The organism is Kitasatospora sp. NPDC059408, from assembly GCF_042751525.1.
In the GTDB taxonomy this organism is placed as follows: Bacteria; Actinomycetota; Actinomycetes; order Streptomycetales; family Streptomycetaceae; genus Kitasatospora.
Genome location: NZ_JBHYWI010000013.1, coordinates 107,602 through 132,952, shown reverse-complemented (window position 1 = coordinate 132,952; position 25,351 = coordinate 107,602). Strand labels below are relative to the sequence as shown.

25 protein-coding genes are annotated in these 25,351 nt (G+C 73.0%); 17 read left to right on the top strand and 8 right to left on the bottom strand.

Annotated elements, in window-relative coordinates:
- Positions 1–29: 29 nt before the first annotated feature.
- Positions 30–1,655, bottom strand: coding sequence for an alpha/beta hydrolase (locus ACFXDE_RS11950; protein ID WP_380493352.1), 1,626 nt, complete (start codon positions 1,653–1,655; stop codon positions 30–32).
- Positions 1,656–1,849: 194 nt separating this feature from the next.
- Positions 1,850–2,056: a hypothetical protein gene (locus ACFXDE_RS11945; protein ID WP_380493350.1), complete on the bottom strand. Its 207-nt coding sequence runs from the start codon at positions 2,054–2,056 to the stop codon at positions 1,850–1,852.
- A gap of 354 nt (positions 2,057–2,410) precedes the next feature.
- Between ACFXDE_RS11945 and ACFXDE_RS11940 the strand changes: the two genes are divergently transcribed.
- The 3 genes from ACFXDE_RS11940 to ACFXDE_RS11930 all read left to right on the top strand — a co-directional run bounded on the left by ACFXDE_RS11940 (position 2,411) and on the right by ACFXDE_RS11930 (position 6,345).
- Positions 2,411–2,965 carry a hypothetical protein gene (locus ACFXDE_RS11940; RefSeq protein ID WP_380493348.1) on the top strand — a complete coding sequence of 185 codons (555 nt, stop codon included), beginning with the start codon at positions 2,411–2,413 and terminating at the stop codon, positions 2,963–2,965.
- A gap of 12 nt (positions 2,966–2,977) precedes the next feature.
- Entirely contained in the window at positions 2,978–5,812 is a 2,835-nt protein-coding gene (locus ACFXDE_RS11935; RefSeq protein WP_380493346.1) for a M48 family metalloprotease, read from the top strand.
- Positions 5,813–6,066: 254 nt separating this feature from the next.
- A complete protein-coding gene (locus tag ACFXDE_RS11930) occupies positions 6,067–6,345 on the top strand; it encodes a hypothetical protein (RefSeq protein ID WP_380493344.1) in 279 nt (92 codons plus the stop codon).
- A gap of 39 nt (positions 6,346–6,384) precedes the next feature.
- On the opposite strand, the gene ACFXDE_RS11925 is transcribed toward ACFXDE_RS11930, so the two are convergent.
- On the bottom strand, positions 6,385–6,687 hold the full coding sequence (locus ACFXDE_RS11925; RefSeq protein WP_380493342.1) for a putative quinol monooxygenase: 303 nt from the start codon (positions 6,685–6,687) through the stop codon (positions 6,385–6,387).
- Between the two features lie 154 nt (positions 6,688–6,841).
- On the opposite strand from ACFXDE_RS11925, the gene ACFXDE_RS11920 reads away from it, so the two are divergent.
- The 6 genes from ACFXDE_RS11920 (at position 6,842) to ACFXDE_RS11895 (ending at position 10,546) form a co-directional block, all read left to right on the top strand.
- The gene (locus ACFXDE_RS11920) at positions 6,842–7,237 is read left to right on the top strand and encodes a tautomerase family protein (protein WP_380493340.1); all 396 of its coding nucleotides are present in this window, start codon (positions 6,842–6,844) and stop codon (positions 7,235–7,237) included.
- Between the two features lie 104 nt (positions 7,238–7,341).
- The gene (locus ACFXDE_RS11915) at positions 7,342–7,845 is read left to right on the top strand and encodes a MarR family winged helix-turn-helix transcriptional regulator (RefSeq protein ID WP_380493338.1); all 504 of its coding nucleotides are present in this window, start codon (positions 7,342–7,344) and stop codon (positions 7,843–7,845) included.
- A gap of 138 nt (positions 7,846–7,983) precedes the next feature.
- Positions 7,984–8,403 (top strand): nuclear transport factor 2 family protein, encoded by a 420-nt coding sequence (locus tag ACFXDE_RS11910; protein WP_380493336.1) that lies wholly within the window; start codon positions 7,984–7,986, stop codon positions 8,401–8,403.
- Positions 8,404–8,511: 108 nt separating this feature from the next.
- Positions 8,512–9,054 (top strand): YceI family protein, encoded by a 543-nt coding sequence (locus tag ACFXDE_RS11905; protein ID WP_380493334.1) that lies wholly within the window; start codon positions 8,512–8,514, stop codon positions 9,052–9,054.
- Positions 9,055–9,116: 62 nt separating this feature from the next.
- Positions 9,117–9,680: an NADPH-dependent FMN reductase gene (locus ACFXDE_RS11900; protein ID WP_380493332.1), complete on the top strand. Its 564-nt coding sequence runs from the start codon at positions 9,117–9,119 to the stop codon at positions 9,678–9,680.
- 491 nt (positions 9,681–10,171) lie between these two features.
- Positions 10,172–10,546, top strand: coding sequence for a nuclear transport factor 2 family protein (locus ACFXDE_RS11895; RefSeq protein WP_380493330.1), 375 nt, complete (start codon positions 10,172–10,174; stop codon positions 10,544–10,546).
- 80 nt (positions 10,547–10,626) lie between these two features.
- Here the strand turns inward: ACFXDE_RS11895 and ACFXDE_RS11890 are convergent, their stop codons facing one another.
- The gene (locus ACFXDE_RS11890) at positions 10,627–11,100 is read right to left on the bottom strand and encodes a nuclear transport factor 2 family protein (protein WP_380493328.1); all 474 of its coding nucleotides are present in this window, start codon (positions 11,098–11,100) and stop codon (positions 10,627–10,629) included.
- A 30-nt stretch (positions 11,101–11,130) separates the two neighbouring features.
- Here ACFXDE_RS11890 and ACFXDE_RS11885 point away from each other — a divergent pair, with 30 nt between their 5' ends.
- Positions 11,131–11,349 (top strand): hypothetical protein, encoded by a 219-nt coding sequence (locus ACFXDE_RS11885; RefSeq protein WP_380493326.1) that lies wholly within the window; start codon positions 11,131–11,133, stop codon positions 11,347–11,349.
- 79 nt (positions 11,350–11,428) lie between these two features.
- Entirely contained in the window at positions 11,429–12,076 is a 648-nt protein-coding gene (locus ACFXDE_RS11880) for a hypothetical protein (RefSeq protein ID WP_380493324.1), read from the top strand.
- A gap of 52 nt (positions 12,077–12,128) precedes the next feature.
- Here the strand turns inward: ACFXDE_RS11880 and ACFXDE_RS11875 are convergent, their stop codons facing one another.
- Positions 12,129–12,884: an SDR family oxidoreductase gene (locus tag ACFXDE_RS11875; protein ID WP_380493322.1), complete on the bottom strand. Its 756-nt coding sequence runs from the start codon at positions 12,882–12,884 to the stop codon at positions 12,129–12,131.
- A gap of 314 nt (positions 12,885–13,198) precedes the next feature.
- On the opposite strand from ACFXDE_RS11875, the gene ACFXDE_RS11870 reads away from it, so the two are divergent.
- Positions 13,199–13,555, top strand: coding sequence for a hypothetical protein (locus ACFXDE_RS11870; RefSeq protein ID WP_380493320.1), 357 nt, complete (start codon positions 13,199–13,201; stop codon positions 13,553–13,555).
- Between the two features lie 119 nt (positions 13,556–13,674).
- Here the strand turns inward: ACFXDE_RS11870 and ACFXDE_RS11865 are convergent, their stop codons facing one another.
- Entirely contained in the window at positions 13,675–14,991 is a 1,317-nt protein-coding gene (locus ACFXDE_RS11865) for a helix-turn-helix transcriptional regulator (RefSeq protein WP_380493318.1), read from the bottom strand.
- 272 nt (positions 14,992–15,263) lie between these two features.
- On the opposite strand from ACFXDE_RS11865, the gene tgmA reads away from it, so the two are divergent.
- Genes tgmA through ACFXDE_RS11850 form a run of 3 tightly spaced genes read left to right on the top strand, consistent with a single transcriptional unit; the run spans position 15,264 to position 17,649 of the window.
- Complete coding sequence (gene tgmA / locus ACFXDE_RS11860; RefSeq protein ID WP_380493316.1) at positions 15,264–15,539, top strand: putative ATP-grasp-modified RiPP; 276 nt, start codon at positions 15,264–15,266, stop codon at positions 15,537–15,539.
- 2 nt (positions 15,540–15,541) lie between these two features.
- Positions 15,542–16,549 (top strand): MvdC/MvdD family ATP grasp protein, encoded by a 1,008-nt coding sequence (locus ACFXDE_RS11855; RefSeq protein ID WP_380493314.1) that lies wholly within the window; start codon positions 15,542–15,544, stop codon positions 16,547–16,549.
- Positions 16,546–17,649: a methyltransferase domain-containing protein gene (locus ACFXDE_RS11850; protein ID WP_380493312.1), complete on the top strand. Its 1,104-nt coding sequence runs from the start codon at positions 16,546–16,548 to the stop codon at positions 17,647–17,649. Before ACFXDE_RS11855 ends, ACFXDE_RS11850 begins: the two co-directional genes overlap by 4 nt.
- Before the next feature lie 583 nt (positions 17,650–18,232).
- Here the strand turns inward: ACFXDE_RS11850 and ACFXDE_RS11845 are convergent.
- Both ACFXDE_RS11845 and ACFXDE_RS11840 read right to left on the bottom strand, forming a co-directional pair.
- Positions 18,233–18,868: a hypothetical protein gene (locus tag ACFXDE_RS11845; RefSeq protein ID WP_380438632.1), complete on the bottom strand. Its 636-nt coding sequence runs from the start codon at positions 18,866–18,868 to the stop codon at positions 18,233–18,235.
- Between the two features lie 616 nt (positions 18,869–19,484).
- Entirely contained in the window at positions 19,485–20,852 is a 1,368-nt protein-coding gene (locus tag ACFXDE_RS11840; RefSeq protein WP_380493309.1) for a hydrolytic protein, read from the bottom strand.
- A 236-nt stretch (positions 20,853–21,088) separates the two neighbouring features.
- Between ACFXDE_RS11840 and ACFXDE_RS11835 the strand changes: the two genes are divergently transcribed.
- Both ACFXDE_RS11835 and ACFXDE_RS11830 read left to right on the top strand, forming a co-directional pair.
- Positions 21,089–21,886 carry a response regulator transcription factor gene (locus ACFXDE_RS11835; RefSeq protein WP_380493307.1) on the top strand — a complete coding sequence of 266 codons (798 nt, stop codon included), beginning with the start codon at positions 21,089–21,091 and terminating at the stop codon, positions 21,884–21,886.
- Positions 21,887–22,067: 181 nt separating this feature from the next.
- On the top strand, positions 22,068–25,325 hold the full coding sequence (locus ACFXDE_RS11830) for a hypothetical protein (protein ID WP_380493305.1): 3,258 nt from the start codon (positions 22,068–22,070) through the stop codon (positions 25,323–25,325).
- Positions 25,326–25,351: the final 26 nt, after the last annotated feature.

The following is a 25,351-nucleotide window of genomic DNA, read 5'->3' as shown; positions in this document are numbered from 1 at the left end:
GGGGGCGGGCGCGACGAAGCCCCTGGCCGTCAGCAGCTTCCGCCCGCTCGGACCGGGACCAGGCCGACGAGGTAGGCGTCGACCGCGTCGGTGACGCAGGCGTTGCCGCGGCCGTAAGCGGTGTGACCGGGGCCCCGGTAGGTCAGGAGCATGCCGCCGGGCAGCTGGGCGGCGAGGGCCTGGGCCTCCTCGTACGTCGTGGCCGGGTCGCCGGTGGTGCCGACCACGAGGACGGGCGGCAGTCCGGCGGGGGTGACGCGGTGGGGCTTGAGCGGGCCTGCGGGCCAGGTGCGGCAGGTGAGGGTGGAGAGGACGCTGCCGGCGCCGAACACGCCCGCCTCCCGGTGGGCGCGGTCGAGCAGGTCCCAGTACGCCTGCGGGTCCGCGGGGTAGGGGGTGTCGAGGCAGTTGACGGCGGTGAGGGCGGCGTCGGAGTTGTCGGGCGCCTGCCCGCCGCCGGTCTCCGGGCCGTCGTCGTGGTGGCCGGGGTCCGGCTCGGCGAGGGCGGTCAGCTTCGCGGCGTTGCCGCGCCGGGCGGCGCCGAGGGCCTCGGACAGCGGCTGCCACTGGGACTCCGGCGAGTACATCGACGTGGTGATGGCGGTGTGCAGGGTGTTCTGGTCGAGGCGCCGCCCCGGGCCCGTGGTCGGCCCGGAGCCGCGGGCGGTCGTCTCGTACAGGTCGGTGATCAGGGCACGGATGCCGTCGGGCGTGCCGGCGGGGCAGGCCTGGCCGACGACCGCCGCGCAGCGGTCGGCGTAGCCGTCGACGGCCCGCTGGAAGCCCTTCGCCTGGCGCAGGGCCAGCCCGGCCCAGTCGAGCGACGGGTCGATGGCGCCGTCGAGGACCATGGCCCGCACCCGGTGGGGGAACTGCTCGCCGTAGACGGTGCCCAGGTAGGTGCCGTAGGACCAGCCGAGGTACGTGAGCTTGTCGTCGCCGAGGACCGCGCGCAGGACGTCGAGGTCGCGCGCTGCGTCGAGGGTGCCCACGTGGGGGAGGATTCCGGCGCTGCGGGCCTTGCACGCGGCGGCCTCGCGGTCGGCGTCGGCGAGCGCGGCGGCACGCTCGGCGGGGGTCCGAGGGTAGAGCGGTGCGGGCGTCCCGGAGGCGGTCGGGCCCGGGTTCGCGGGTTCGTCGGGAGGCGTGCAGTCCAGGGCGGGCTTGCTGCCCGCGACGCCGCGCGGGTCGAAGCCGACGATGTCGAAGCGCGTCCTGGCCTGCTTGCCGAAGGAGTCGAGGCCGCCGGACTTCAGGGTCTCGACCCCGGAGCCGCCGGGCCCGCCCGGGTTGAAGACCAGCGACCCGATCCGCCGGGCGGGGTCGTCCGCGGGGTGCTTGACCAGCGGCAGGGTGAAGGTCTGCCCGCTGCCCGGCTGTGCGTAGTCGAGGGGAACGGTCAGCGCGGCGCACTGCAGGCCGTCACCGCAGGGGCTCCAGCGGGCCTGCTGGCCGTAGTGGCCGGCGAGGTCCGGCCGGACGGCGGGCTCGGTGGTGGCGGGCGTGGCTGCCGCCGCCGCGGGTGGGGCGGGCGGGACGGCAGGCCCCACGCAGCCGGCGAGTGCCGCCGTGCCCAGCAGGGCCAGCGCGGCGACGACCCGGCGCGGGACGGCCGCTGACCGGGGACCACGTCCGCCATGGGCAAGGTGCTGCACTGTGCCTGCTCCGCTCTCTTCGGGTGTCGTCCCACTGCGACGGTTTCGGCAGTCTCGGTGGCGGATCCTGAGGATTCGGTGAGGTCGCGTGATGCCCCGAACACGGCGAGGCCGCGCCGACGCCCGCGGACGTGTGCGGGGCCGTCCGGGGTGCAGCCGCTGCCGGGGAACCGGCCCATCGGCTGAGGGCTGGATCAGCGCCGCGGCGGGGGTGAGTCCGACGCCGGGCACGAGCCGGTGGGTGCCAGGACGGGGCGGTGGGCCGCCATCGGCGTCGCCCGGAAGCTGCTCGCCCGGCCGAGCAGCGTGAGGGCCTCGTCGGAGGAGGACCCGGCGGCCGCGGTGCACACGACGAGCACCTGGTCCGGTGAGCGGGTGATCGACAGGATCTGCTGCGTCACCGTCGGCCGACTCCGGCTTCTGCGAGGATCCGGCGCGGTCCCGTGCCACCCGGCACGAGCTGCTCGGCCGCACCGCCGACCACCGCGCGCTCCTCTTCCCGGCGCAGTTCGGCGGCCGGGGTGCCGTACGAGTCGTACGTGCGGGTGCGAAGTTCGCGGTCAGTGAATGGGCGGACCTCGCCTACCTGTTCTGACCTCGCCTACCTGTCGCTCGGTGTCCAGAGCGGTTCAGTCGGGCGACCGGCCTGACCGGAGCTGCGGACCCCTTCTTTCCCCGAACCGGTCCCTCGGCGAGACATGAATGGTCAAATCGTCTTCAAGGAAAGACAATTGACTGGTGTTCATGGAGGTCGAGTGGAAGCGAACGCGGCTACCGGCGGCGGGGTCGAGGTCCGGACGGTCGTGCGCGACGTGGTGGCCGAGGTCGCGCCGGAGGAACTCCCGATCCTCGCGGGCCTGGCCGGCTTCGACGATGACACGGTGGTGGCGCGGTTCGGCCGGAGGGCGCGGGACGAGCCGCTGGGATTCGGCCTGGACGAGCTCGCGGTCCTGGTCACGCCGACCGTGTGGCTCGCGGTGGACCAGGCGGCCCGTCGATTCGGGACCGCGGCCGCCGACGGGGCGGCCGGCGGCCTCAAGGCGGCCGTGCGCCGGATCGCCCGCCGGAAGAAGGCACCGGTGGTGGTACCCGCCCTCACCCCCGAACAGTTGGCCGAGGTCCGTCGACAGGTCCTGGAGTCGGCCGTGCGACTGGGCTTCAAGGAACAGCGCGCGATGGTGATCGCCGACAGCGTGGTGGCCCGCCTGGCGCTGGCGGCCACCAGTGAACCGGACCGGGAGAGCGCTCATGACGACGACTCGGACGATCCGGGCGACCCGGACCACGGCGACGCACCGTCCCCGGCCTAGGAGGCGACGCCGATGAGGGCGCAGCCGCGCTTCGACGAGCGGGCGGTAGGCGCGGGGACCACCATGCGCTTCGTGCTGCTGGTGGCGCTCCTGGTGGTGAGTAGCGGGTCGATGCTGGCGCAGGTCTTCTACCTGCGTGCCATCTCGCCGAGTGAGCACGGCGCGGGCTGTCTGCTCGCGGCGGGGGGCGACCCGTACGACACTCCGGATTCGGTTCTCCTCATGACGGGGCTCGACCAGCCTGCCGCGTACGAGGCCTGTGTCGCCCGCTACGAGCCGAGGCCGGCGTGGTGGCTGGCTCCGGCCGGGGCGGTGCTGCTGACGGCCGTGGCCGCCGTGCTGTTCCTGCTCCTGCCCCGCTGGAAGGCGCGGAGCACCCGGTGCGTCCCGCTGGCCGTGATGGACGCGGACGGCGCGATCGTGCGGGAACTGGCGGTCCTGGCAGCCTCGGCCGGTCTGGCCCGGATGCCCCGGGTCGTCGTCGATCCGACGGCGGTGGCCTCCGGCAGCGCCGTGGTGTTCGGCTGGAACGGGCGGCCCACGATCCGGTTGGCCGGCGGCTTGCTGTCCCGGCGGATCGCTGAGCCCGATCGCTTCCGTGCCGTCCTGCTCCATGAGTTGGCGCACGTCCGCAACGGCGATGTCACGCTGACCTATGCCACGATCGCGCTGTGGCGGGTGTACGTCCTGCTCGTGATGCTTCCCTACACGGCATGGGTCCTCGCGGATCTGCCGGCCTTGGTGCGGGCCGTCGACTGGCCGCAGCAGGTACCCGGTGTGGTCCGCAGCGTCACGCTCTCGGTGGCCATGGCCGTGCTGGTCTACCTCGCGCGGTCGGACGTGCTGCGCAGCCGGGAGATCCACGCCGACCTCACCGCGGTGCGCTGGGGGGCGCCTCCGCACGGCTGGGCGGGCGAGACGACGGCTCCGGCCGGCGGAGCGTTCCGCCGTGCCGCCGGATCCTTCGCCGAACTCTGGCGTGCCCACCCGCGCTTCGACGTCCGGCGGCACTCCCTGACGGACCCGGAAGCGCTCTTCGACCTGCGGGCGCTGCCGATGTTCCTGACCGGCGCCGCGGCCGCGCTCTTCGGCACACAGGTGGACGGCTACCTGGTCTCTCATGGGCTGGACGGTGTGTGGTTCCAGCAGGCGGCGGAGGTGGTGGCCGCCGGGTTCGTCACCGGGGTGGCCGCGGTGGCGATCTGGCGTGCCGTGCTCTACGCCGTGGCAACCGGACGCCGCCCGCCCTCCGGCGTGCGCTCGGGCCTGTTCCTCGGGGTGGGGATGGCCGCCGCCGAGGCCGTCGCCGGGGGACTCACCGTCAGTCACTGGGCGCCCGAACGGCCGTGGGCCCTGGTTCTGATCATCCTCGCCGGCGCCGTGTACGGGTGCTGGACGGCCCAGTGCGCGCTGCTCTGGAGCAGGGTCTGGACGGGCCGCTCCGTCGTCCCGGCGATGCTGGTCTGCCTGGCGGCCGGTTGTGCGGCGATGTCCTGTTGGTTCGTCTGGTGGCACCGGGAAGGAGCGACGATCGCCCTCGGGGCGGCTTTCAACCCGGGCAGCGCGTACCGGCTCTTCCCGGTTGCGGACGTCAGCCGCTCGACGAGTGCCGCGCTGGTGGCTGCGATGCAGACGGTGGCGGACCCGCCGCTCGCCCTCTACGCACTCCTCGGCCTGTGGGTGGTGCCCCTGCTGGCCTGGGTCGTTCGCCCACCGGCCGGGGTCCCCGGCTGGCTGGCCGCCGCCGTACCGGGTGATCGGCTCGCCGACGTTGCCGCCGGGCCGCGGAAACCCCTGCCGCAGCTGCGACGGCTGCTGATCGCCGTGTTGGGCGGAGGGTTGACCGGTTGGGTCGGCCTCATCGCCGCGACCGCCTGGCTGCACACCCGGATGCCCGAATACGAGCACCGCGTGCTCCTCTCCATCATGACCTACCTGGTGCTCTGGGCGGCTTCCCTGGTGCTGGCGGCGGCGGTTGCGGCCGGTGTCGCGAGCGCGGTGAGCCGCCGGTACCGACTGCTCGTGGCAGTCATCACGGCCGAGCTCGCGGCGCTCCTCGCGGCTGCGGCGACCTTCCTCACAGAGTCGTTCGGCGGGTGCGTCGAAGCGCTGAGGACGTTCTATCCGTCGTGCAGTTGGCACCCGGGCGGGACGTGGGACCTGCTCTCCCTGATCCTGGGGCCCGTTCTCATCCTCGGCGGTGCGGCGGCGCCGGTGGCCGCATCCTTGGTCTGGGCCGTCCGCCGACTACGGCGTGCCGCAAGGGAGACCGCACCCGCCGTCACCCGGGCGGCCCGGGCCGGTCGCCACCTCCTCACCGTACGTCGCATGGGCGTGGGCCTCGCGTGCACCGTCGCGGTGGCGGTGAGCAGCGTGCTCTGGAGCGCGCCGTCCCAGGGCGACTCCTCCGCGGACCGGACTCCGCCGTCGGTCGACCAGGCGCCACCGGCTCCGCGCACCAGGGCCTTCCAGGTGGTGGCCTGGTGGACCCACGGCGGAGAAGAGCTGTCGAGGCGGTACATGGCCGTCACCCGGGACTTCGGAGCCCTGCTGGAGAACGGGCACGGAGCCGTCGAGGGCTCCGCGGTCCGGCCCCACTGCGAGAGGATCAGGACCGTCGCCACGGACGCGGCCGCGTACTTCCGGGTGCCCGAGCCCCAGGCGCAACTGCACTGGCAGGAGTTCGTCGCCCACCTGACGAAGAGCGGCCAGGACTGCGACGGCGCCGTTCGTGACAACGACGGCGACCTGTTGATGTCGGCGCTGAAGGAAGCCGCCACGGCGGGCGAACACGCCAACCAGGTGGGGCGCCGGATCATCGCCGTCGGAAAGGAAGGCGGTCTCTGACGAGCCTGGACGTCCTTGCGTCACGGTGATCCTCCGGGGTCCTCCAGCCGTCGCCACGGGCCCCGGCGTGACGTGCACGCCGGGGCCCGCCAGGGTGCTGCCGTCGGCGGCCGGCGGAGCCGATGGGGTGGTCGATCGTCCGCTGAGCGTGAACGCGGCGGCATGTCGGGTCGGTGAGCGCGCGCGGGCTGGTGTCCTTGGCGGGCGGATTCGGCGCGCTGTCGGACGGCGCTTTTTCGGGACAGGAGACCACGGTGATCGTGCGCATCATGGGCGAGGGGCAAGTGCGGCTGGCCGACTCCCACTTCGCCGAGCTGAACGCGCTCGACGACGAGTTGCTCGCGGAGATGGAGAGCGGCGACGAGGAGGGCTTCCGGCGGACCCTGGGGGCGCTCCTGGATGCGGTGCGCCGCCTCGGCACCGCGTTGCCCGACGACGCTCTGGAGCCCTCCGAGCTGATCCTGCCGCCCCCGGACGCCTCCCTTGAGGAGGTCCGCGAGATGCTCGGCGACGAGGGCCTCATCCCGGGCTGACCGGCCGGGGCGCCGGTGGCCGGCGTCCCCGGCCGGTCCCTACGCCGCCGGCTCGGCCTCGATCTCGATCACCTGCGCGGGACCCGCCCGGAACGCCGGGCCGGCGGCGTCCGCAGCCACCATGTGCGGGGTGACGTCGTGCGCGGCCAACGCCTCGCGCGATGCCCAGAGTTCGGTGAGGACGAACCGGTCCGGATCGCCGACGACCCGGTGCAGGTCGTACTGCAGGCACCCCTCTTCGGCCCGCACGAGCGGCGCGAGGCGTTCGTAGGCGTCGAGCTGCTCCTGGCCGCGGCCCGGGAGGGTGGTGATGTGGACGTGGAGGCGTACGGACTGTGGCATGTGAGTGAGCGTAGATCGGTGAGGCCCGCCGGGGAACCGGTATCTCACCTGGCAGACGTGCCTGTACCTACTGGTATGTACAATCGTGGCGGATGGATCGGTCCCGCGGCCGTGGCCCCATGGCGCGCGGTCGGTCGATGGGGAGGAACCCGCTATGCCGTTCGTTCGGATCGACGCCCTTCGGGCCGACGGTGCCCGCCTGGACGCGCTCGGCCGCGCGGTGCACGAGGCCCTGATGGAGACGATCGGCATTCCGCCGGACGACCTGTTCCAGGTCCTGGTCGGCCACGACGGCATCAACAGCACACTGCGGTACGGGAATTACCTCGGCGTGCGGCGTGACGAGGGCATCGTCTACATCGCGATCACCCTGCGCGCCGGTCGGACTCCCGACCAGAAGCGCGCCCTGTACCGGCGGATCGCGGAACTCGCGGAGCAGTACGCGGGCACCGAGCCCCGGAACGTGTTCGTCACCCTGGCCGAGAACGCGTCCATCGATTGGTCGCTCGGCGACGGGCTGGCGCAGTACGCCCCGTCGTCGAGCGGGTGAGGCCCGGCCGGGGGGCTCCATTGAATGTTCATGTGACATGGCCGCATCGTGCCCGGCTGCGGCAGGCCATGTCATCCGCGGAGTGTGGCTGATACGCTGCGAGAATGACCACCCACGACGAGGCGACCGCGGTGCGGGCGGGCGAGCAGGACGGCCTCTGGCTCAGTCCGGCCGAGCTGGACTCCTGGCTGTCGGTGGTGCGGCTGATGACGCGGCTGCCCTGGGCCATCGACGCCCAGCTGCAGCGCGACGCCGATCTGAGCATGGTCGAGTACATGACGCTGGCGATGCTGTCCGAGGCCCCCGAGTGGACCTTGCGCATGAGCGTCCTCGCCGAGAACACCAGCACGTCGCTGTCCCGGCTCTCGCACCTGGTCAAGCGGCTGGAGGGCCGCGGCTACGTCCGCCGGGAGGCGGATCCGGCGGACGGGCGCTTCACCAACGCCATCCTGCTGCCCGCCGGCATGGCCAAGCTCGAAACGGCCGCACCCGCGCACGTGGCCTTCGTCCGCCGCCTCGTCGTGGACAACCTCTCCGGCGAGCGCCTGCGCCGGCTCGGGCAGGACGCCGAGCGCATCCTGCAGCGCATCGACTCGCCTGCTCGTTGACGATTCAAGTCGCCTGTAGGGCACAGGGCGAACAAGTGTCCTGAAAATTCCCGCCTTCCAGCCTCTTGCGCTCGGCGATGACTTGAAGGTTAAAGTGAATGTGCACCGCAAGCCACCGCAGGGATCGGAAGGATCGAGATGTCCCACGACAACGAGAAGATCATCCGCGCCGCCTACCAGGTCGCCGAGGAGCAGGACGTCGCCGGCTGGGTCGCGGCCTTCACGGAGGACGGCACCTTCACCGACATGTCCATCCCGTTCACGTACCGCGGTGCCGAAGAGCTCGGAAAGACGGTCGAGGTGTACGCCAAGGCCTTCCCCGACATGCACCGCGAGCTGGAGCGGTTCTACGTCACCGGCGACATCGTGATCGTGCAGCTGCGCCTGCAGGGCACCCACCTCGGGCCGCTGGAGACGCCCGCCGGGACGGTTCCGCCCACCGGCAAGCGGATGGACGCGCCGTGCTGCGACGTGTTCGAGCTGGTCGACGGCAGGATCAAGCGCTTCGACTGCTACGCGGAGGGCTCCGTCATCGCCCGCCAGCTCGGCCTCGGCTGAGCCCGTTCGGGGGAACATAGGTGAGTGCGTCCTTGTTGTCACTTGAGCCTTCAAGTTCACAGGCTCGGGATTTGACTTGAAGGCTCAAGTGAAGCAGGAGGGCTCATCATGACCACCGCCACGCCGACGCCGGGCCGCTACGCCATCGACGTCCCCCGCTCCGAGATCACCTTCACCACCAAGCACCTGTTCGGACTGGGCACGGTCCGCGGCAGCTTCCGGCTCCGCGGCGGCACCGTCTCGCTGGCCGAGCCGCTCACCGCGAGCCGGGTGGACGCCGTCGCCGACGCGGGCAGCTTCGACACCGGCAACAAGAACCGCGACCGCCAGGTCCTGTCCAAGGCCCTGCTGGACACCGCCACCTACCCGGACATCCGGTTCACCGCCACCGAGGCCGAACTGGACCAAACCGGTGTCTGGGCCCTGCGGGGCGAGCTGACCGCGCACGGCACCGGCGCGCCCGTCACCTTCACCGTGACCAGCGCCGACGTCGACGGCGACGAGATCGCCGTGGAGGCCACCGCGACCGTCGATCGCTACGCCCACGGCGTCACCGGGCTCAAGGGCGTGGCCGGGCGCCGCCTCCGGCTGACCGCGACCGTCCGGGCCCGCCTGACGGACGCGAACCACACCGACGGAAGCCCCGCCTAGCCCCGCGCCGCCCCGCCCCGCCCGGCCTGGCCCGGCCGAGCCGTACGCAAGGAGTGAACGTCATGACCACGCTCAAGATCGCCGTGATCCTCGGCAGCACCCGCCCCGGCCGCAACGGGAAGGCCGTCGCCGACTGGGTCGTCGACCGGGCCGGCGCCCGGACCGGCGCCGAGTACGAGCTCGTCGACCTCGCCGACTGGCCGCTGCCGTTCATGGACGAGCCGATGCCGCCGGCCATGGGCCGGTACCAGGGCGAGCACACCAAGGCGTGGGCGGCCAAGGTCGCGGAGTTCGACGGCTACGTCTTCGTCACCCCCGAGTACAACCACTCCCTCCCGGGCGTGCTGAAGAACGCCATCGACTTCGCCTACGCCGAATGGAACAACAAGGCGGCCGCCATCGTCTCGTACGGCACCGTCGGTGGCATCCGGGCCGCCGAGCACCTGCGCACCGTCGCCAGCGCGGTCCAACTCGCGCATGTGAACCAGCAGCTGGCCTTCTCGCTGTTCACCGACTTCGAGGACCTCTCGCTCTTCAAGCCCGGCGCGCACCACGACGCCGCGGCCACCAAGCTGTTCGAAGAGCTGGAGTCCTGGGCGGCGGCCATGCGGACCGTCCGAAACTGACAGCCGAGTCCGCACGTCCGGACAGGGGAGACGTCATGCCCGAACACACCTCGACCGTCGCGGCCGCCGGCTCGTACGCCCTCGGCCCCCGGCGGGTGCACCGCATCGGATACGGCGCGATGCAGCTGGCCGGCGACAACGTCTTCGGCCCGCCCCGCGACCGCGACGAGGCGGTACGCGTGCTGCGGGCCGCGGTTGCCGGCGGCGTCGACCGCCACCGCCCAGTGGTGCCCCTTGCCGGCGTCGATGCCGACCCACATCCGCTCGTGAGACGCGCTCAAGCCCGTCGCTCCGTATCCATCGTGACCAGCACCTCGTGGTCCGTGGGACACTCCGCCGACAGGTCCCTGACCAGCGATGACCGCAGTTCTCAATCAGTGGTCGGAGCGTCCCGAAGGACCGCGCGGCCATTCCTTCGCAGCCACGGACGGCAACCGACCATCAGCCACACCCGGTCCTCCCGGACCGCCTCACATTCTTAGGGACGGACCATGACCCGCACCGTCGCCGACCTCATGCGGCGCAACCTCCTCGCCGTCTTCAACGAGCCGGACCCCGTCCGCCGCGCCGCGGTCATCGCCGGGACCTACGCCGAGGACGTGGTCTGGCACGAGCCCGACCGCGTCGTCCGCGGGCGTGCGGCCCTCGCGCAGCGCGCGGCCGAGCTGCGGGAGGAGACGCCGGACTGGGTCTTCGAACCGGACGGTCCCGTCTCCGTGAACGACGACCTCGGCCACCTCGGGTTCCGCTTCGGTCCGGCCGGCCGGCCGCCCGTCGTGACCGGGATGGACATCGCCCACTGCAAGGACGGCGTGATCGTCGAGCTCTACACGTTCGTCGACGGCGCCGGTCCGGAGAGCCCCTGACTCATCCGGACTGGCCACCCGTCCCCGCGCCGGGTTCACGGTCGGCGGCCGGGTCGGCGTCGCGCAGGCTGTTGTCCGGCTCAGGGCGTGGAGGGGCGGGTCTCGGTCCAGTCCACCATCAGGCGGCGCTCGGCGAAGAGCCACGTGCCGTCCTGCTTGACGAACTCCTCCAGGTAGCGGATCGACGCGACCATGATGGTGCGTTCGGCGTCCGCCCCGAACGAAACGTGGTGGGCCAGGCAGTAGCTCTCGCCGGAACCGCGTCGGCCGTCGGCATCGAGGGACACGGTGCTCTGGCCGTTGAAGTGGGTGGTCGCCCGGTAGGTGTTGAGGTTGTCGAAGACCGGGGCGAGGGACTCGCGGCCGTGCAGCTCCTGGGTCGGCTCGGCCGCGGTGGCGTCCATGAAGACCAGGAAGCGGCAGTCCTCCGTGAACAGGGCCAGCTGGCCCTTCGGGTCCCGGCGGTCCGCGCAGTGCGCGTAGGCGTCGACCAGTTCACGGATGGCGAGCCGGTCGGCGGCCTCCTCGGGCGGGACCGTGGCGCGGGGCGACATGGCGACTCCCCTCGTAAACTAGACGCGCTGGTGCGGCACTTCGCCGACTACGCCCTCGCCTTCCTGGCGCGCGCGGGCGACGGCGCTCTCCCGGACGTCAGCCGGCCGGTGGTGGCGCAGTTCCTGGCGCACGGCTTCGCGGGGGCGATCCGGGCGTGGCTCGCCGACGCATCCGTCTCCAAGCAGGACCTGGTCGCTGCGGGGGTGGCCTGTGCCCCGGCGTGGTGGGCGGGGGCCGCGGAGCGGTAGGAGGCACCGCCCTGGCCGGTGCTCCGTCGGAGGCGTCGGGCATGATCTGCGGTCGGATCGTGAGAGTGGGAGGCAGGCCGTGAGTGCCACGGGTGTTTGGGTCGTCGGCACGGTGGACGACGAGCAGGTGCGGGAACTGCTGCTCGCCGCCGTCCGGAGCTCGCCGCCACCCCCGCCGTCGGCGCCCGCCGGTGTGACGACCGAGCTGGCGTGGTGGCGGGGGCTGGCGGGGGAGTCCCTGTTCACCCGGCGGACCGCCGGCGCCGGGGGGTGGGCGGCTACGGAGGACGCCCTCCGGCTCTACCGGTTCTTCGACAGCTGCCTGGACGACTCCGACGCCGTCGAGGCCCTGCGTGACGCCGTCATGGAGCAGTTCCCGGCGAACGAGGGCGAGGGCCTGTTCGCGGCCACGGCCCGGAAGGCCAACCCCTTCTGGGCCCTCGCCTACGCACTCGGCGCCGAGGCGACGCTCCGACTCCCCGGCTGGTTCGGCGACTTCCTGCTCGACTCCGCCCAGGTGCGGGCCTGCCTGCCCCGCGCCGAGGAAGCCCTGGCCCTGACCGGCCCCCGGCGGCGGGACGTCATCGAGCGGATCCACGCCTGGCTGGACGGCCTGGGAGACGATCCCGCCCACGACGCCGACGTCCTCCTCGACGGCCCGCTGCGCGTGCTGCGCCATGCCGCCCGGACGGGGCAGGGCGTCGCCGGGCAGACCCGTTGGTACTGAGGGGCCTGCGCCCACAGGGGGACGAGGAGCCGGACTCCCGGGCCGCCGCGGCTCAGAACATCGCGCCGTTGGCGCGCACCGTCTGGCCGGACACCCAGCCCGCCTCGTCGCCGACCAGCCAGCCCACCACCGGGGCTATGTCGTCGGGCCGGCCGAGCCGGCCGCGCGGGCTGTGGTCGGCGGCGGCCGCCATCGACTCCGGGGTCTCGGCGGCCCGGTAGAAGGACGTGTCCACCGGGCCGGGGGCCACCGCGTTGACCGTGATGCCGCGCGCGCCCAACTCCTTGGCCGCCGCCAGGACCATGCGCTCGACGGCGGCCTTGCTGCCCGAGTAGAGCCCGTACGGTCCGGTCATCACCGAGGTCAGCGTGGTGGAGAGGACCACGTACCGGCCGTTGTCCGCGAGCGTGCGCGCCGCCGCCCGCAGGCTGTAGAACGCGCTGCGGGTGTTCAGGTCGATCACCCGGTCGAACTCCTCGTCGGTGATCTCGGCCAGCGGCTTCTTGAGGACCATGCCGGGCAGGTGCACCACGATGTCGAGCCGCCCGTGCCGCTCCACCACCCCGGCGAACAGCGCGGTGACGTCCGCGGACACGGCGGCGTCGGAGCGCACCGCCTCCGCGGTGACGTCGTGCTTGCGCAGAGCTGCGACGGTCTGCTCGGCGGCCTGCGCGTCGTTGGCGTAGCTGATCACGACGGTCGCGCCGCGCGCCGCCAGCACCTCGGCGCAGGCCGCGCCCTGGTTCCGGCTGCCGCCCACCACGATCGCGACCTTGCCCGAGAGGTCGCGAACTCTTGTTTCGGACATGACTGTTCTCCTTGATCCACCCGTGGAGTACAACTGATGGATCATCATATTGCGCTCGTGTCAGGGGTGGGCCCGGTCGCCGATGACGAAGGGGGCTCCCGGGCCGCGGCCCGGGAGCCCCCTCGCAGGGCGGTGCGGGTCGGCGGCAAAGGGTGAGTCCGATCAAGGGGCCGTACGGAGTTGTACGGGAATATTGCCGTCTGCGCCGGGAGTGCACGAGGGTCGAGGACGGGCGGCCGGGCATCGTTCATCGGCCCGATCCGGCCCGGCTCCGCGCCCGACCTTTCATCTCCTTCGAAGGAGCAACCGTGAGGATGACACGTACGATCAAGCTTGCCGCGGCAGGGATCTTCGCCGCCGGCCTCGTCGCCCTGCCGGCCGGCGAGGCCTCGGCCTCCGGCCTGGGCAGCGACGCCTACCAGGGCCCCTGCCACGCGTACGTCCTGCCCTATTCGGACATGTACGCCTACGGCCACGTCGACGGGCCGGCCAACGGGTGCAAGGTCGACCTGTGGCAGGTGAACATCCAGACCGACGGCGCCACGCACACCGGCTGGGGCGGCGGAGTGAACACGTGGCCGCTCTACCACAACGACGGCGTGCACGAGCTCTACGTGGCGGTCGAGGACCTGAGCACCGGCCTGATCATGTCGGGACCGCTGGTCTACTGAGCCGTCGGATGACGGGAACGCCGTGAACGCGAAGGGCCCGCTCCCCGGTGGGGCGGGCTCTCCGTGGTCGGCGAGCGGCCGGCGGGTTCCGCTCGTACCGGCCGGTGCGGCGCCGTCCTCTAGGCGGCCCGGACCCGGTCGACGAACTCGGCGACGCCGTCGACCCGGCGGTACGGCCTGAACGCGGGTGCGAGCTCGCGGACCAGGGCGACGCACCGCTCGGCGCCGATCCGGGTGGCCAGGTCGAGGGATTCGGTGGTGACGGCGAGTGCCTGCTCGACGTCGTTGGACCGGAGGAATCCCTTGGCCTGGTAGGTCAGGAAGATGCCGCGCGTCTTGTCCCGGGACTTGGGCAGGAGGGACATGCCCTCGGCCATCCGGAGGCGCGCTTCGTCTGTCCGGCCGAGGTCCAGGAGGCATTGGCCGGAGTCGACGGCGAGATCGGCGGGGCCCATCCAAGCGCACCAGGCCGGTGCGGGACCGTCGGCCCGGGTGGACAGGGCCACTTCGGCTTCGGACAGGTCCCGGTAGCACGCGGAGCGTTCGCCGAGCGCCGCGTGGGCCCTGGCTCGTCGGAGGAAGAGCAGCGACCGGGCGGTGGGGTGCCTGGTCCCGGAGAGGGCGTGGCCGAGTTGGTCGACCGAGACGTCCGGGCGGCCGGTCCAGTTCGACTGGTAGGCGAAGTCGGAGAGCACACCGGCGCCGAAGTCGCGGTCGCCCGCGGCATTGGCGGCTTGCAGCGCGCCCGCCCAGAGCTTCCCCGCCGCGAAGTGCTTGCCCTGGTCGAAGCGGTACCAGCCGCAGGTGGTGGCCAGTGACGCGGCCAGCAGGTGCAGCCGCTTGGCGACGGGCTCGGTGTGGCGGCCGCCGTCGATCAGGTCGGTGACGGTGACGAGGTGGGCATCCATCAGCTTGATCGTGTGCTGGCGCTGCTCGGTGGGCATGGCCGTCAGTTTCGCGCTGGTCTCCTCCAGCCAGTCCACGAGCCCGGGCTCCACGGCTGTCCTGCCGGCGAGGGCGGAAGGCAGGCGATCCGGCTCGATCGAGGCCCACTGAGCGGCGAGGCCAGCCAGTGCGGCGGCGCTGAAGGTCATGAAGCTGCGGCGGTCCATGGCGGCTCTCTGTGCGTCTCGAAGTGCTTGGACGGCGTACGCCGCCCCCAGCGGCAGCGGGACTTCGCTTCCCGGCAGCCAGTCGGGCCAGCCGTACAGCTCGATGTCGGCGATCGGGACGTCGAAGGCTTCCGCGAGCAGGAGCTGCGAATCCGGGTTCGGCTGCTTGCGCCGGTTCTCCCACCGGCTGACGGCCGCCTTGTCCGCGCCGGAGCGCAGTCCGTGCCGGCGGGCGGCCCGGTCGAGGGAGACGACGAGGTCGCTCTGTGACCACCCGCGCAGTTCACGGGCATAGGCGAGAGGGTGCCGGATCGGGTCGTCCACGGGCCAATTCCATCATCGACGGTGACCGGAAGCCTACTGCGCGCGAGGCCGGGACAACCCCGGGACTACGGGCAACGTCTTTTGCGGGATGTCGAGTTGGCGCTGTACTCGACACGCACCGACACGTTCCCCTGCGAAGCGGAAGGAGTCGGTCGTCGAAGCGACGCGCGCCGGTCATCGGGCTCGGACGTCAGGTCCTTGGAGATCCGTGCCAGCCGTTGCCCGCGACAGCCACCGCCCGAGTGAACTCCGAGCCCGAGAAGGAGCCGGCCTTGTCCGTCCTGACCGACCGCCTGCCCACACTGAACCTCCAAGTCGACACCGAGCCGCCCGGCCCGCTCGCCACCCGCCCGTTCGGGCTCGACGCCGTCACCAACCCCGTGACCGTCGTGCCGTTGCCTCCGGTCGGACTCGACCCCCGCACACAGCTGTCGCTGATCGACGGTCGCCTGGCCCTGGACACGCCGACCATGGAATCGTCCGGCTGCCAGACCGAGAGCGACGGACAGACCGTCATCAGCGTCGACTTCGACCAGAACGACGACTGACGATGACCGCCGGCACCGGCACCTGCGCCGGGAGCACGCGGGGCACCTCGCCCCGCGTGCTCGTCATCACCCACGACCTCGACCCCACCGCCGACCACGTCCTGCGCGAACTCAACGCCCGGGGCGTTCCGTTCTGGCGGACCGACCTGGCCGACTTCCCGCAGCGCACGACCGTGTCGGCGGAGCTCCGGCCCGACGGGGCGTGGGGCGGCACACTGGCGGGGGCGACGGGCGGGATCGACCTCTCCGAGCTGGCCTGCGTGTGGTGGCGCAAGCCCACCGCCTTCCGATTTCCGACCACCATGTCCGGCCCGGAGCAGCGGTTCGCCGCCGGGCAGGCCAAGCGCGGCCTGGCCGGCGTCCTCGGCTCGCTGCCGCACGTCCTGTGGGTCAACCGGCCCGAACGGAACGCGGACTGCACCAAGCCCGCGCAGCTCACGGCGGCGGCCGAGGCCGGGCTGTGCGTGCCCGCGACCCTGGTGACCAACGACCCGGGCGCAGTCAGGGACTTCGCCGAGCGCTGCGGTGGGCGGATCGTCACGAAGGTCCTCGGCGGCATCGTCCACACCGAGGACGGCAAGCGCGGGCAGATCTACACCACCCGAGTCCCGCCCGACCGGTGGGACGAACCGCGGGTCTCCCTGACCGCGCACCTGTTCCAGGAGGAGATCACCGACAAGGCGTACGAGGTCCGCGTCACGTGCGTGGCCGGGAGGGTCTTCCCGGTGCGGATCGACGCTCCCGACGGGCCGGGGCGGCTGGACTGGCGCATCGACTCGAAACGGCTGACGTACGCGCCGATCGGCCTGCCGGCCGCCGTCCGCACGGGCATCCTGGACATGCTGTGGCGGCTCGGACTCGTCTTCGCCGCCGTCGACCTGATCGTCGACCGGGCCGGGACGCACTGGCTGGTCGACGTCAACCCGGGCGGTCAGTGGGCGTGGATCGACTGCACCCGCTCCGCCGTCACCACCGCGCTGGCGGATCTGTTGCAGAAGGGCACCACGTGACCTCCACCACCGAGCCGGGCGCCGACACCCTCCATGGCGCCCTCGTCGACGCGCTCGTCGCGGGCGGCTCCCTGAACGACCCCGCGTGGGAGCGCGCGTTCCGGGATGTGCCCCGGCACGTCTTCGTGCCGTACTTCTACCGGCAGGGGCCGGACGGCCGGCAGGAGCGCGTCTGCCGGGACGACCCCGGGTGGCTGCGGGCCGTGTACGAGGACCGGCCGCTCGTCACGCACCTGATCGGCGGCAATGCCGCGTCGTCGTCCACGCAGCCGTCCCTCATGGCCACGATGCTGGAGGCCCTCGGCGAGTTCGGCGACGGGCGGGTAAAGGAGATCGGCGCCGGGACCGGCTACAACGTCGCCCTGCTCGCCCACCGCTACGGCTCCGATCGGGTCGTGACCGTCGACGTCGATCCGGACGTGACGGCCGAGGCCCGGCGTCGGCTCGGCATGACGCGCTACCGGCCGACCGTCGTCACCGCTGACGGTGCTGCGGCCGCCGATGGTGCGTTCGGCGGGATCATCGCGACCTGTGGGATCGGCCGTATCCCGGCTGCCTGGTTGTCGGGGCTCGCCGACGGCGGTGTGATCGTGGCTCCGCTCGGGGCGGGTGTCGTGCGTGCCGAGAGGACGGGCCCCGGGCAGGCCCGTGGGCGGTTCCTCGCCACCGGTGCGTACTTCATGCCGCTCCGCGCGGCGGGGGACTGCGGGATCATCCGTCGCCCGAGGCTGCCTGGTGGTGATGGCCGGGCGAGCGAGGTCGGGGCCGATGCGGTGGTGGACGAGGACTTCCGCTTCCTGGTCGGCGTCGCCCTCGGCCGGCTGGGCTGGACCTACGAACTGTCGGATGCCGGTCGGCCGGTCGGCGCCTGCGTCTGGGCGCCTTGCGGGTCGATCGCCGAGCTCCGGGCCGACGGCAGCGTGCGCGAGAGCGGGCCGCGTCGGCTGTGGGCCGAGCTCGAAGCCGCCCACCGCACGTACGAGGACCACGACCGCCCGGACCGGGGTCGCTACGGCCTCACCATCGCCGGGGACGATCAGCGGGTCTGGCTCGACGGGCCCGGCGGCCCGGGCTGGGTGCTCGGTGCCCGGAACGGGTAGCCGATCGGACAAGGTCCCCTGAAGCCCTGGAGCGCCCGATGGTCACGAGGCCCGCGAGCTCGGATGCCTGGTTCTATCCGAGTGAGTTCGACTCCGATCTCAGGGGACCGGATCTCCCGGCCGGGACCCGGGCCGAGGTCCTGGCCTGTGCTTGGGAGTACGTCCGTTGTGTGGTTCCCGAGTTCACCAGCTGGGAGCGGTACGTCGCGCTGGTGCGGATCATCGCCATCGGCATCGTCGCGGAGTTCCACGGGGACGGGATCGACGCGGCGGCCGAGGACCGTGTGCTGGGGTACGACCTGGACGGACTCCTGGAGTCGCTGTTCGGCGGCAGTCCCGCGTGCGAGGCGATGGCCCGCGAGTACCGGACCTTCCTGATCGTCACCACGGAGAAATCGCGCGGTGCCCGTGGCTCGGAGCTCTTCCGCCGGGAGGCGCGCGGTCGGTTGCCCCGGGCCGGCGCGGGATCGAGATGGCCGACCAGGTCACCGGGATGCGGCCCATGGGCGCCGAGAACACAGGGCTGGAAAGGGGCGTCCCGCACGGCACGGCCACCGGCCGTTCCCCTGACGGGAGGTGCTCGTCACATCTCGCCGCGCAGCCGGGCCGCCGTACTGGCGACCAGGTCCGGGAAGCGGTGGACCGGGACGGCCGGTGAGGCGCCGATTCCGAGGGCGCCCTCCGGCACGTAAGCGACGTGGCAGCGCAGGCACAGGTAGGCGGCGCTCCAGGCGGTCGCGAAGGACGGGTACACCACGGAATGTGCCTCGAAGGCCTTCTGCGAGCGCCGGCGGGTCCTTGAGCGCTGGATGATCAGCAACACCGCCGCGAGGACGAACGGGCCGCCCAGGACGGTGAACGCGATCGCCGAGTTCTGCCCGGCGCCCTTGTCGCCGGACGTCAACAACGGCAGCATGGCGAGCGCCCAGGCCGCCGCGACGGCCACGACGATCGCCAGTGCGCACCCGCCGCTCGGCCGGACGAGCCGCGGCGGGGGCGGCGGCGCGATGTGGGACGCCAGCAGACTGCTGGTGGAGCCGGAGCTGTGGACGGTCGAGCTGCCGAAGCTCGGGACCACCCCGACCCCGCGCGCGTACGCGACGCCGGAGGAGTAGCCGGTGCTGGTCCCGGAGTACGTGCTGGTCTGCGACTCGTAGACGCTGGGAACGCTCCGCACCTGGTCGAGCGTCCCGCATTGCGGGCAGTTGATCCGGCTCATGTGTCCCCCCGAGGTCGACCTGACGGCATGACGGCAGACGATCATGGCACAGGCTGCCCGAACGGGCACAACCGTGCGCAACCGTGCGCACGACCGGAGGGTGTGAGGAGCCGGGCGCCGGGATCCGATCGCGATCGACCGTCGGCTCCGCGGGCCGGCGAGCCAGGGGGTCGCGTGCGTCGAGTGGGGTTTCCTTCGTGTAGCGGTCCGGTCTTGTGGTGATTTGGTGTACGTACGGCCCTGGTGCCGTCTTTGGTGTGGGATCGGCGCAACGCTAACTCCGGATCGACGGAACGTCAGGAGCGCGTCGGGGCACAACCGGCCGTCCGCGCGGGACGGGCTCGCTGCCCGCCGGGGCCCTACAGGGTTCCCCGGGAGGGCAGGTGGGTGTGCGGGGGCCGGTCGGCCGGAGTTGGCAGTAGGTGCCCGAACGAGCAAGGGTGTCTACCGAGTGTTGACATGGTCACGGGGCGCGGGAGGGGATGGGGCAGGGGGAGATCGCGGAGGTGGGCGGGCCCGTTCCGGCGGAAGGGGCCCGTTGACACGGGTGGGGCGCCGGGTGCACCTTTCCGGTCCGGTTCCCCCGGGGAACCGGACCGGAAAGGTGCACGCCGATTCAGTTTCCCTGCCTGATGTCGCTCAACGTTCCGCTGACGTTGAGGAGTTCGTGGCACGTCGGCGCCTGCTTGCCGGAGGCCGGGGTGCCGGGCGCCTCACAGGTCACGTTCACCGTCACGGCCTGGTCCTCGGGGACCTGGATGGGAGTCACCCAGTGGTAGTCCTGGTTGCGGAAGGTCTCCAGCGCGATGGTGATGATCGTCTGCTTGCCGGCCGTGATGGTCAACTGCCCCTGGTCCCCCTGGAAGTTGCTGGCCACGACGTCGGTGATGTCGAACACCTTGCCGTGCGGCACCTGGTAACTGCCGGACGACGAAGCGGCGTTCGCGGTCTGCACGTCGATCGTGGCGGAGCTCTGCTGCCCGGTGCCCGGCACCGCCAGGCCCGGGCCGGGGCCGCCGCGGCTGCCGCTGGTCGGCTGCCCGGCTCCCGGCTGCCCCGCACTCGGCTGGCCGGCGCCGGGCTTCCCCTGGTCGGGGGTGCCGCCGGGGGCCGGGGCTCCCGGCTCCGCGCCGGTGGCCGGGCCGGGGGTGGCGCTCTGCTGCGCGACGGCCTGTTCGGCGGCCTGCTTCGCGGAGCTGCGCACCGCGGGGCGGACGAGGGCGAACCACGCCAGCAGCAGCGCGATCAGTGCCGCCAGGAGGGCGAGCAGCCACTTGGGGAAGATCGGGAGCTGGAGGAACTCACCGCTGAGGACGGGGCGCTGAGTCACCGTCGGAACCTCGGCGGGGGTGTCGGCCGACTCCTTCCCGGGCGGCTTGACCTCCTCCGGGCCCACCGTGACCTCGAACGGCCAGGACGCCTGCTTGCCGAACCAGATCAGCTTGCGGGCGCGTGCCTGCAGCCGCACCTCCCCGGACTCGCCGGGTTCGAGGCGCAGCTTCTCCGGGGTGACCTTGAACCGCAGGTCCTCACCGGCCTGCCCGGGCGTGAACACCACGCTGCCGGCGGCGTTCCCGAGGTTGCGCACCGACGTCCGGTAACGCCCGCGCAGCCAGCCGCGGCGGCGGCGCGGGGCGATCGCGGCCTGGAGCTCCTGGAACGGGGTCACCGTGACGGTGGTCTCCGGGACCGTCACCAGCTCGGGGCGCTCCGTCGGCAACACCCGGATCCCGAGCGGGAATTCACCGGCGCGCGCGGCGGGCGACCGTGGCGGGGCGAGGCGCACCGTCACCGTCGTGGACGTCCCGGGGTAGAGGGAGACGCGGGCCGGCTCGACCGTCGTCCAGGCGGCGCAGTCGCCGACGACCTCCAGCGAGTACGCCTCGACGATGTCGAGACCGTTGCGCACGGTCAGCGTCGTGGTGGCCACGCCACCGGGCGCCACCGTCAGTGTGGGCAGGCCGAGTTCGGCGGATGTGGTCATAGCGTGACGGTAGGACCGCCGGCCCGTCCGCGGAGAGGGCCGTGCGGGCAAGCCGCGGGCCGCACCCCTTGCCCCGCGCGGACAGGCCGCCCTCGTCACGGGCGAACGACGCACCCCCGTCCGGTGCCGCCGCGCAGCAGCGCGCGAGCCGGGCACCCCCACTCAGGCTTACGGCCGGTCCCGCCCTGCGGCGGACGGCCGTCACACCGCAGGTCCACTGCAGAATGGAGTGTTCGATGACGTCGACGTCGACCGATACGTCCCGCGAGGAGGCCGTCACCACCCGGCGGACCCAGGTGGCGCCACGGTCCGGCAGCGCCCGTCCCTCCGACGCGGCGCGCGTCCCCGTCCAGCCGGTGCGCGGCGCGGCGGGCCGACCGTCCGGCGCGGCGGGCCAGGTGCCGGGCAGGCCGGGCCAGGTGCGCGTGGCCGTGTACGCGGAGGACCTCATCCTGCAGACCGGCGTGGTCCAGCAACTGCGCCAGCGGCCGGAAGTGGAGCTGCTGAGCGAGGCGGACGCGGGGAAGGCGGACGTCTCCCTGCTGGTGGTGGACGCCCTGACCGACGTGGTGGCCGAGCGGCTGCGCCGGCTGCGGCTCGCCACCTCGGGCCGAATAGGCCTGGTGGTGGGCCATTTCGAGGCGGGCGGGCTGCAGACGATCGTCGAGTACGGGGTCGCCGCGGTGCTGCGGCGCTCGGAGGCGGACCAGGACCGGCTGGTGCACCTCATCACCGCCCTCGCCAACGGTGAGGGCGTGATGCCCGGGGACCTGCTCGGCGAATTGCTCGACCGGATCGGGGTGCTCCAGCGCACGATGCTCGACGGGCGCGGGCTGACCCTGTCGACGCTGACGGCCCGGGAGGTGGAGATGCTGCGGCTGGTGGCGGAGGGCTTCGACACGAGCGAGATCGCCGCCAAGACCTCCTACTCCGAACGCACCGTCAAGAACGTGCTGCACGAGATCATCACGCGGCTGGGCCTGCGCAACCGGGCGCACGCGGTCGGGTTCGCGATGCGGCGCGGGCTCATCTGAGGGGCGGTGCACCGGGGCCCGCCTTCGTACCCCCGTCGGCGGGCGGGCCCCGGGACCGCCGCGTCCTGCCCTCCGGGGACAGCGGCCGCTACCCCCGGATCGGGTGCCCGGGCCCTGTTCCCGGGCGCGCGGGCCGGTGAGACTGCTGGGGAGACCGCCCCTGCAACCTGTGAGGTCGAGCGTGACCGGCGCCACCGGCACTCCCCGCTCCAACCGGCGGCCGGCCCGGGCCGCCGTCGCCGTCCTGCTCGCGCTGGCGGCGGCCGTGCTGACCCTGGGTTCCGCGCCCGGCGGGTCGGGCGGCCGGGCCGCCCCGGCCGTGACGGCCGACGCGCCCGGTGGACGGATCGTCTTCGCCGGCACGAACCACCGCGGCCTCGGCCGGGTGACCGGCACGGCGGACAGCACGCCGCTGTTCGGTCCGGGCCCGGTCCACTTCGACCAGGACCCCTCGGCCCGCGGTGGCGAGCTGGTCTTCACGAGCCTGCGCGACGGCCCGTTGCCGCAGGTGTACCTGCGCGACGCGGCCGGCGCGGTGCACCGGCTGACCACCGGCATGGACACCGCCCACCCCGCGCTCGCGCCGGACGGCAAGGCCGTCGTCTTCGAGGCGCTGGAGCCCACCGGGACGGGCGGCACGTCCCAGCACGTCCTGTGGGTGGTGAACCGGGACGGCGGCGGCCTGCGGCGGCTGACCGACGGCGCGGCGGACGAGACGCACCCGACGGTCTCGCCGGACGGCAAATGGGTCGCGTACGCGTGCACCGGCGACCCGGCGCACACCCAGATCTACCTGCGGCCGTTCGCCGGCGGGCCCCCGACCAGGATCACCAACGTGACCAGCGGGAACGCCGTCGACCCGACCTGGAACCCGCTCGACGACAACGAGCACCGCAACCAGATCGTCTACACCTGGGACCAGGGCGAGAAGGGCCGGACGCTCATCCTCACCTCGCCCACCGGCGGGGAGAAGGCCTTCTTCCCCGGCACCGGCTCGACCTGGAAGACCGGCTCCGCCTCCTGGCTGGCGGACGGCACCGGCGTCCTCTTCCTCAGCCCCGACGTGGCCACCCCCAAACCCCCGGCGGATCCGCCGCAGCCGCCGGTCGTGAACCTCTACCGCGCGCCGACCTGTGACTGCACCGCGCCCCAACTGCTCTACAGCACCGACCGGTTGATCGCCACGCCGACCTGGCTCGGCACCCAGGCCCAGGGCGGCCCGGTGGTGGAGCAGACCAGCGCGTCCGCCTCCAACGTCGCCGACGTCCAGGACGTCCTCCCCGACGGCGCCGACCCGCGCGACCTCGGCATCAGCGTGCTGAGGGAGGACCCGGCCGCCGACACCAACACCAGCACCGACCCGGCGGCCGACCCGCTCTTCCACCCCCGCCCCGGGTACGACCCCTGGTTCGAGCGGCAGGCCTACACGCCCGACGGCCGCCAGATCGTGGTGACCCGCTACGAGGACTCCCCGGCCGGCCGGACCGAACGGATCTGGCTCGCCGACGCCGACGGCTCGAACCCGCACCCGATGAACCTGGCCGGGCGCCGCCCCGACGACCGCGACACCGACCCGTCGCTCTCGCCGGACGGCAAGCTGATCGTGTTCAGCCGCAGCGCCCCGGGCGGTGGCCAGACGCCCGCGCGGTCGGGCCGGATCCTGATCGCGGACGTGTCCACGGGCGCCGTCGTGGGCACCGTCGAGCCGCCGGCCGGACAGCAGGGGGCCTCGGACGGCGAGCCCTTCTGGTCCCCCGACGGCAAGCTGATCGCCTTCTCCAGGACGGCCGTGGTCAACGGCAACGCGGGCAACCTGCACGTCTGGACCGTGCCCGCCGGCGACCTCACCCGCCAGACCGACCTCAGCAAGGCGATCTGCCCGGGCACCTGCAACGTCATCGACGACAGCCCCGTGTTCTCGCCCGACGGCCGCCGCATCGCCTTCAACCGCAAGGCGGGCGACGGCGGGAACAACCGGCAGGACGGCGTGCTGGTCACCTCGCCCACCGGCGTCGACTGCACGGTCGTCCTGCCCGCCGGGCTCCGCGACGACAAGGGCGCCTGCACCCGCACGCTGCCCGACACCTCCGCCAACGGCCCCTACCAGCCCCGCGACGTCGCCTGGACGGCGAACGGCGCGCAGCTGGTGCTCACCTCGCGCCGGGCCCTGCCGCCCGACTCGCCCGAGGGGCTCGGCGTCTACGACTTCGCCGCCGGCACGCTCACCCCGCTCGACCGCCGGCTGCCGGGACGCCAGAAGGAGCCGTCCGTGCAGCAGTCCGTCGACCTCGCGCTGAAGGCGCCCGCCCGGACCCCCGACGTCCCCGTCGGCACCGCCACGGACGTGCCCGTCACCGTCACCAACAAGGGCCCCGCGCCCTCGCCCGGCACCGCCCTCACGGTCTCGGTGCCGACCGGCGCCCGGCTCGGCGGGCTGAAGACCCCGGTCGGGACGTGCGACGCCGGCGCGCTGCGCTGCGACCTCGGCACCCTGGCGCCGGGCGCGGAGGTCCGGGTGACGGCCACGCTGATCGGCACCCGCAGCGGGCCGCAGCCGTTCGGCTGGAGCGTCACCGGGACGGTCGTCGACCCGAATCCGGAGGACGACTTCGCCGAGACGGTCCTGCCGGTGCAGGACGCGCCGAGCCCGTCGCCGACGCCGACGCCGACGCCTTCGCCCACGCCCACGCCCACGCCTTCGCCCACGGCAACGCCGAGCCCGACGCCCACGTCGCCGGCCCCCGCGCCACCGCCCGGCTCGACCGACCCGCACGGGCAGCCGGGCCCCCAGCCCGCGGCCGGCCCCGGCGTGGCCATCGCGGCCCAGCCCAACCCCGGCTACGTCGGCGGCCACGTCACCGTCACCTACACCGTGCGCAACGCCGGCCAGGCCCTCGCCACCGGGCTGCGCCTGTCCCTCGGGCTGCCCCCGGGCGTGCCCACCGAGGCGCTGCCCCCGGGCTGCCGGGCCGGGACGTGTGCGCTCGCCGACCTGCGGCCCGGCCGCAGCCAGGTGGTCCGCGTGGTGCTGTCCCCGGTAGCGGCGCTCGACACCACCATCACCGCCGAACTCACCACCACCGGCACCGACGCCGAACCGGGACCGCACCGGGCGAGCACCCCGCTGCGCATCCTGCAGCCCCGCATCGTCGCGGTGCCGCCGATCGGCAAGCCCGGCTTCGTCACGTCCGTCCGCGGCGTGGACTTCCCGCCCGGCGCGCCGGTGCGGTTCACCTGGCAGCCCGGCATCACCGCCTCGGCGGCGCCCACCTACCCGCGGGCGGACGGGACGTTCGCCGGGCAGCTGCTGATCCTCGCCAAGGACGAGACGGGTCCGCGGACCATCACCGCCGACGGTCCCGGGTTCTCGCCGGTGACCTGCCCGTTCCTCGTCGTGGAGGGCAGTATCGGCCCGCCGGGGGAGGTGGAGCGGCGGTGATCGGCGGCGAGGCCGGGAGGGGCCGC

What these genes read in the sequence shown, in the direction of transcription:
- ACFXDE_RS11915 (WP_380493338.1), top strand. Translation starts at nt 7,342, where the DNA reads ATGACCACCCACGACGAGGCGACCGCGGTGCGGGCGGGCGAGCAGGAC.
- ACFXDE_RS11920 (WP_380493340.1), top strand. Translation starts at nt 6,842, where the DNA reads ATGCCGTTCGTTCGGATCGACGCCCTTCGGGCCGACGGTGCCCGCCTG.
- ACFXDE_RS11900 (WP_380493332.1), top strand. Translation starts at nt 9,117, where the DNA reads ATGACCACGCTCAAGATCGCCGTGATCCTCGGCAGCACCCGCCCCGGC.
- ACFXDE_RS11910 (WP_380493336.1), top strand. Translation starts at nt 7,984, where the DNA reads ATGTCCCACGACAACGAGAAGATCATCCGCGCCGCCTACCAGGTCGCC.
- ACFXDE_RS11835 (WP_380493307.1), top strand. Translation starts at nt 21,089, where the DNA reads ATGACGTCGACGTCGACCGATACGTCCCGCGAGGAGGCCGTCACCACC.
- ACFXDE_RS11895 (WP_380493330.1), top strand. Translation starts at nt 10,172, where the DNA reads ATGACCCGCACCGTCGCCGACCTCATGCGGCGCAACCTCCTCGCCGTC.
- ACFXDE_RS11840 (WP_380493309.1), bottom strand. Translation starts at nt 20,852, where the DNA reads ATGACCACATCCGCCGAACTCGGCCTGCCCACACTGACGGTGGCGCCC.
- ACFXDE_RS11845 (WP_380438632.1), bottom strand. Translation starts at nt 18,868, where the DNA reads ATGAGCCGGATCAACTGCCCGCAATGCGGGACGCTCGACCAGGTGCGG.
- ACFXDE_RS11870 (WP_380493320.1), top strand. Translation starts at nt 13,199, where the DNA reads ATGACACGTACGATCAAGCTTGCCGCGGCAGGGATCTTCGCCGCCGGC.
- ACFXDE_RS11905 (WP_380493334.1), top strand. Translation starts at nt 8,512, where the DNA reads ATGACCACCGCCACGCCGACGCCGGGCCGCTACGCCATCGACGTCCCC.
- ACFXDE_RS11925 (WP_380493342.1), bottom strand. Translation starts at nt 6,687, where the DNA reads ATGCCACAGTCCGTACGCCTCCACGTCCACATCACCACCCTCCCGGGC.
- ACFXDE_RS11935 (WP_380493346.1), top strand. Translation starts at nt 2,978, where the DNA reads ATGAGGGCGCAGCCGCGCTTCGACGAGCGGGCGGTAGGCGCGGGGACC.
- ACFXDE_RS11875 (WP_380493322.1), bottom strand. Translation starts at nt 12,884, where the DNA reads ATGTCCGAAACAAGAGTTCGCGACCTCTCGGGCAAGGTCGCGATCGTG.
- ACFXDE_RS11855 (WP_380493314.1), top strand. Translation starts at nt 15,542, where the DNA reads ATGACCGCCGGCACCGGCACCTGCGCCGGGAGCACGCGGGGCACCTCG.
- ACFXDE_RS11890 (WP_380493328.1), bottom strand. Translation starts at nt 11,100, where the DNA reads ATGTCGCCCCGCGCCACGGTCCCGCCCGAGGAGGCCGCCGACCGGCTC.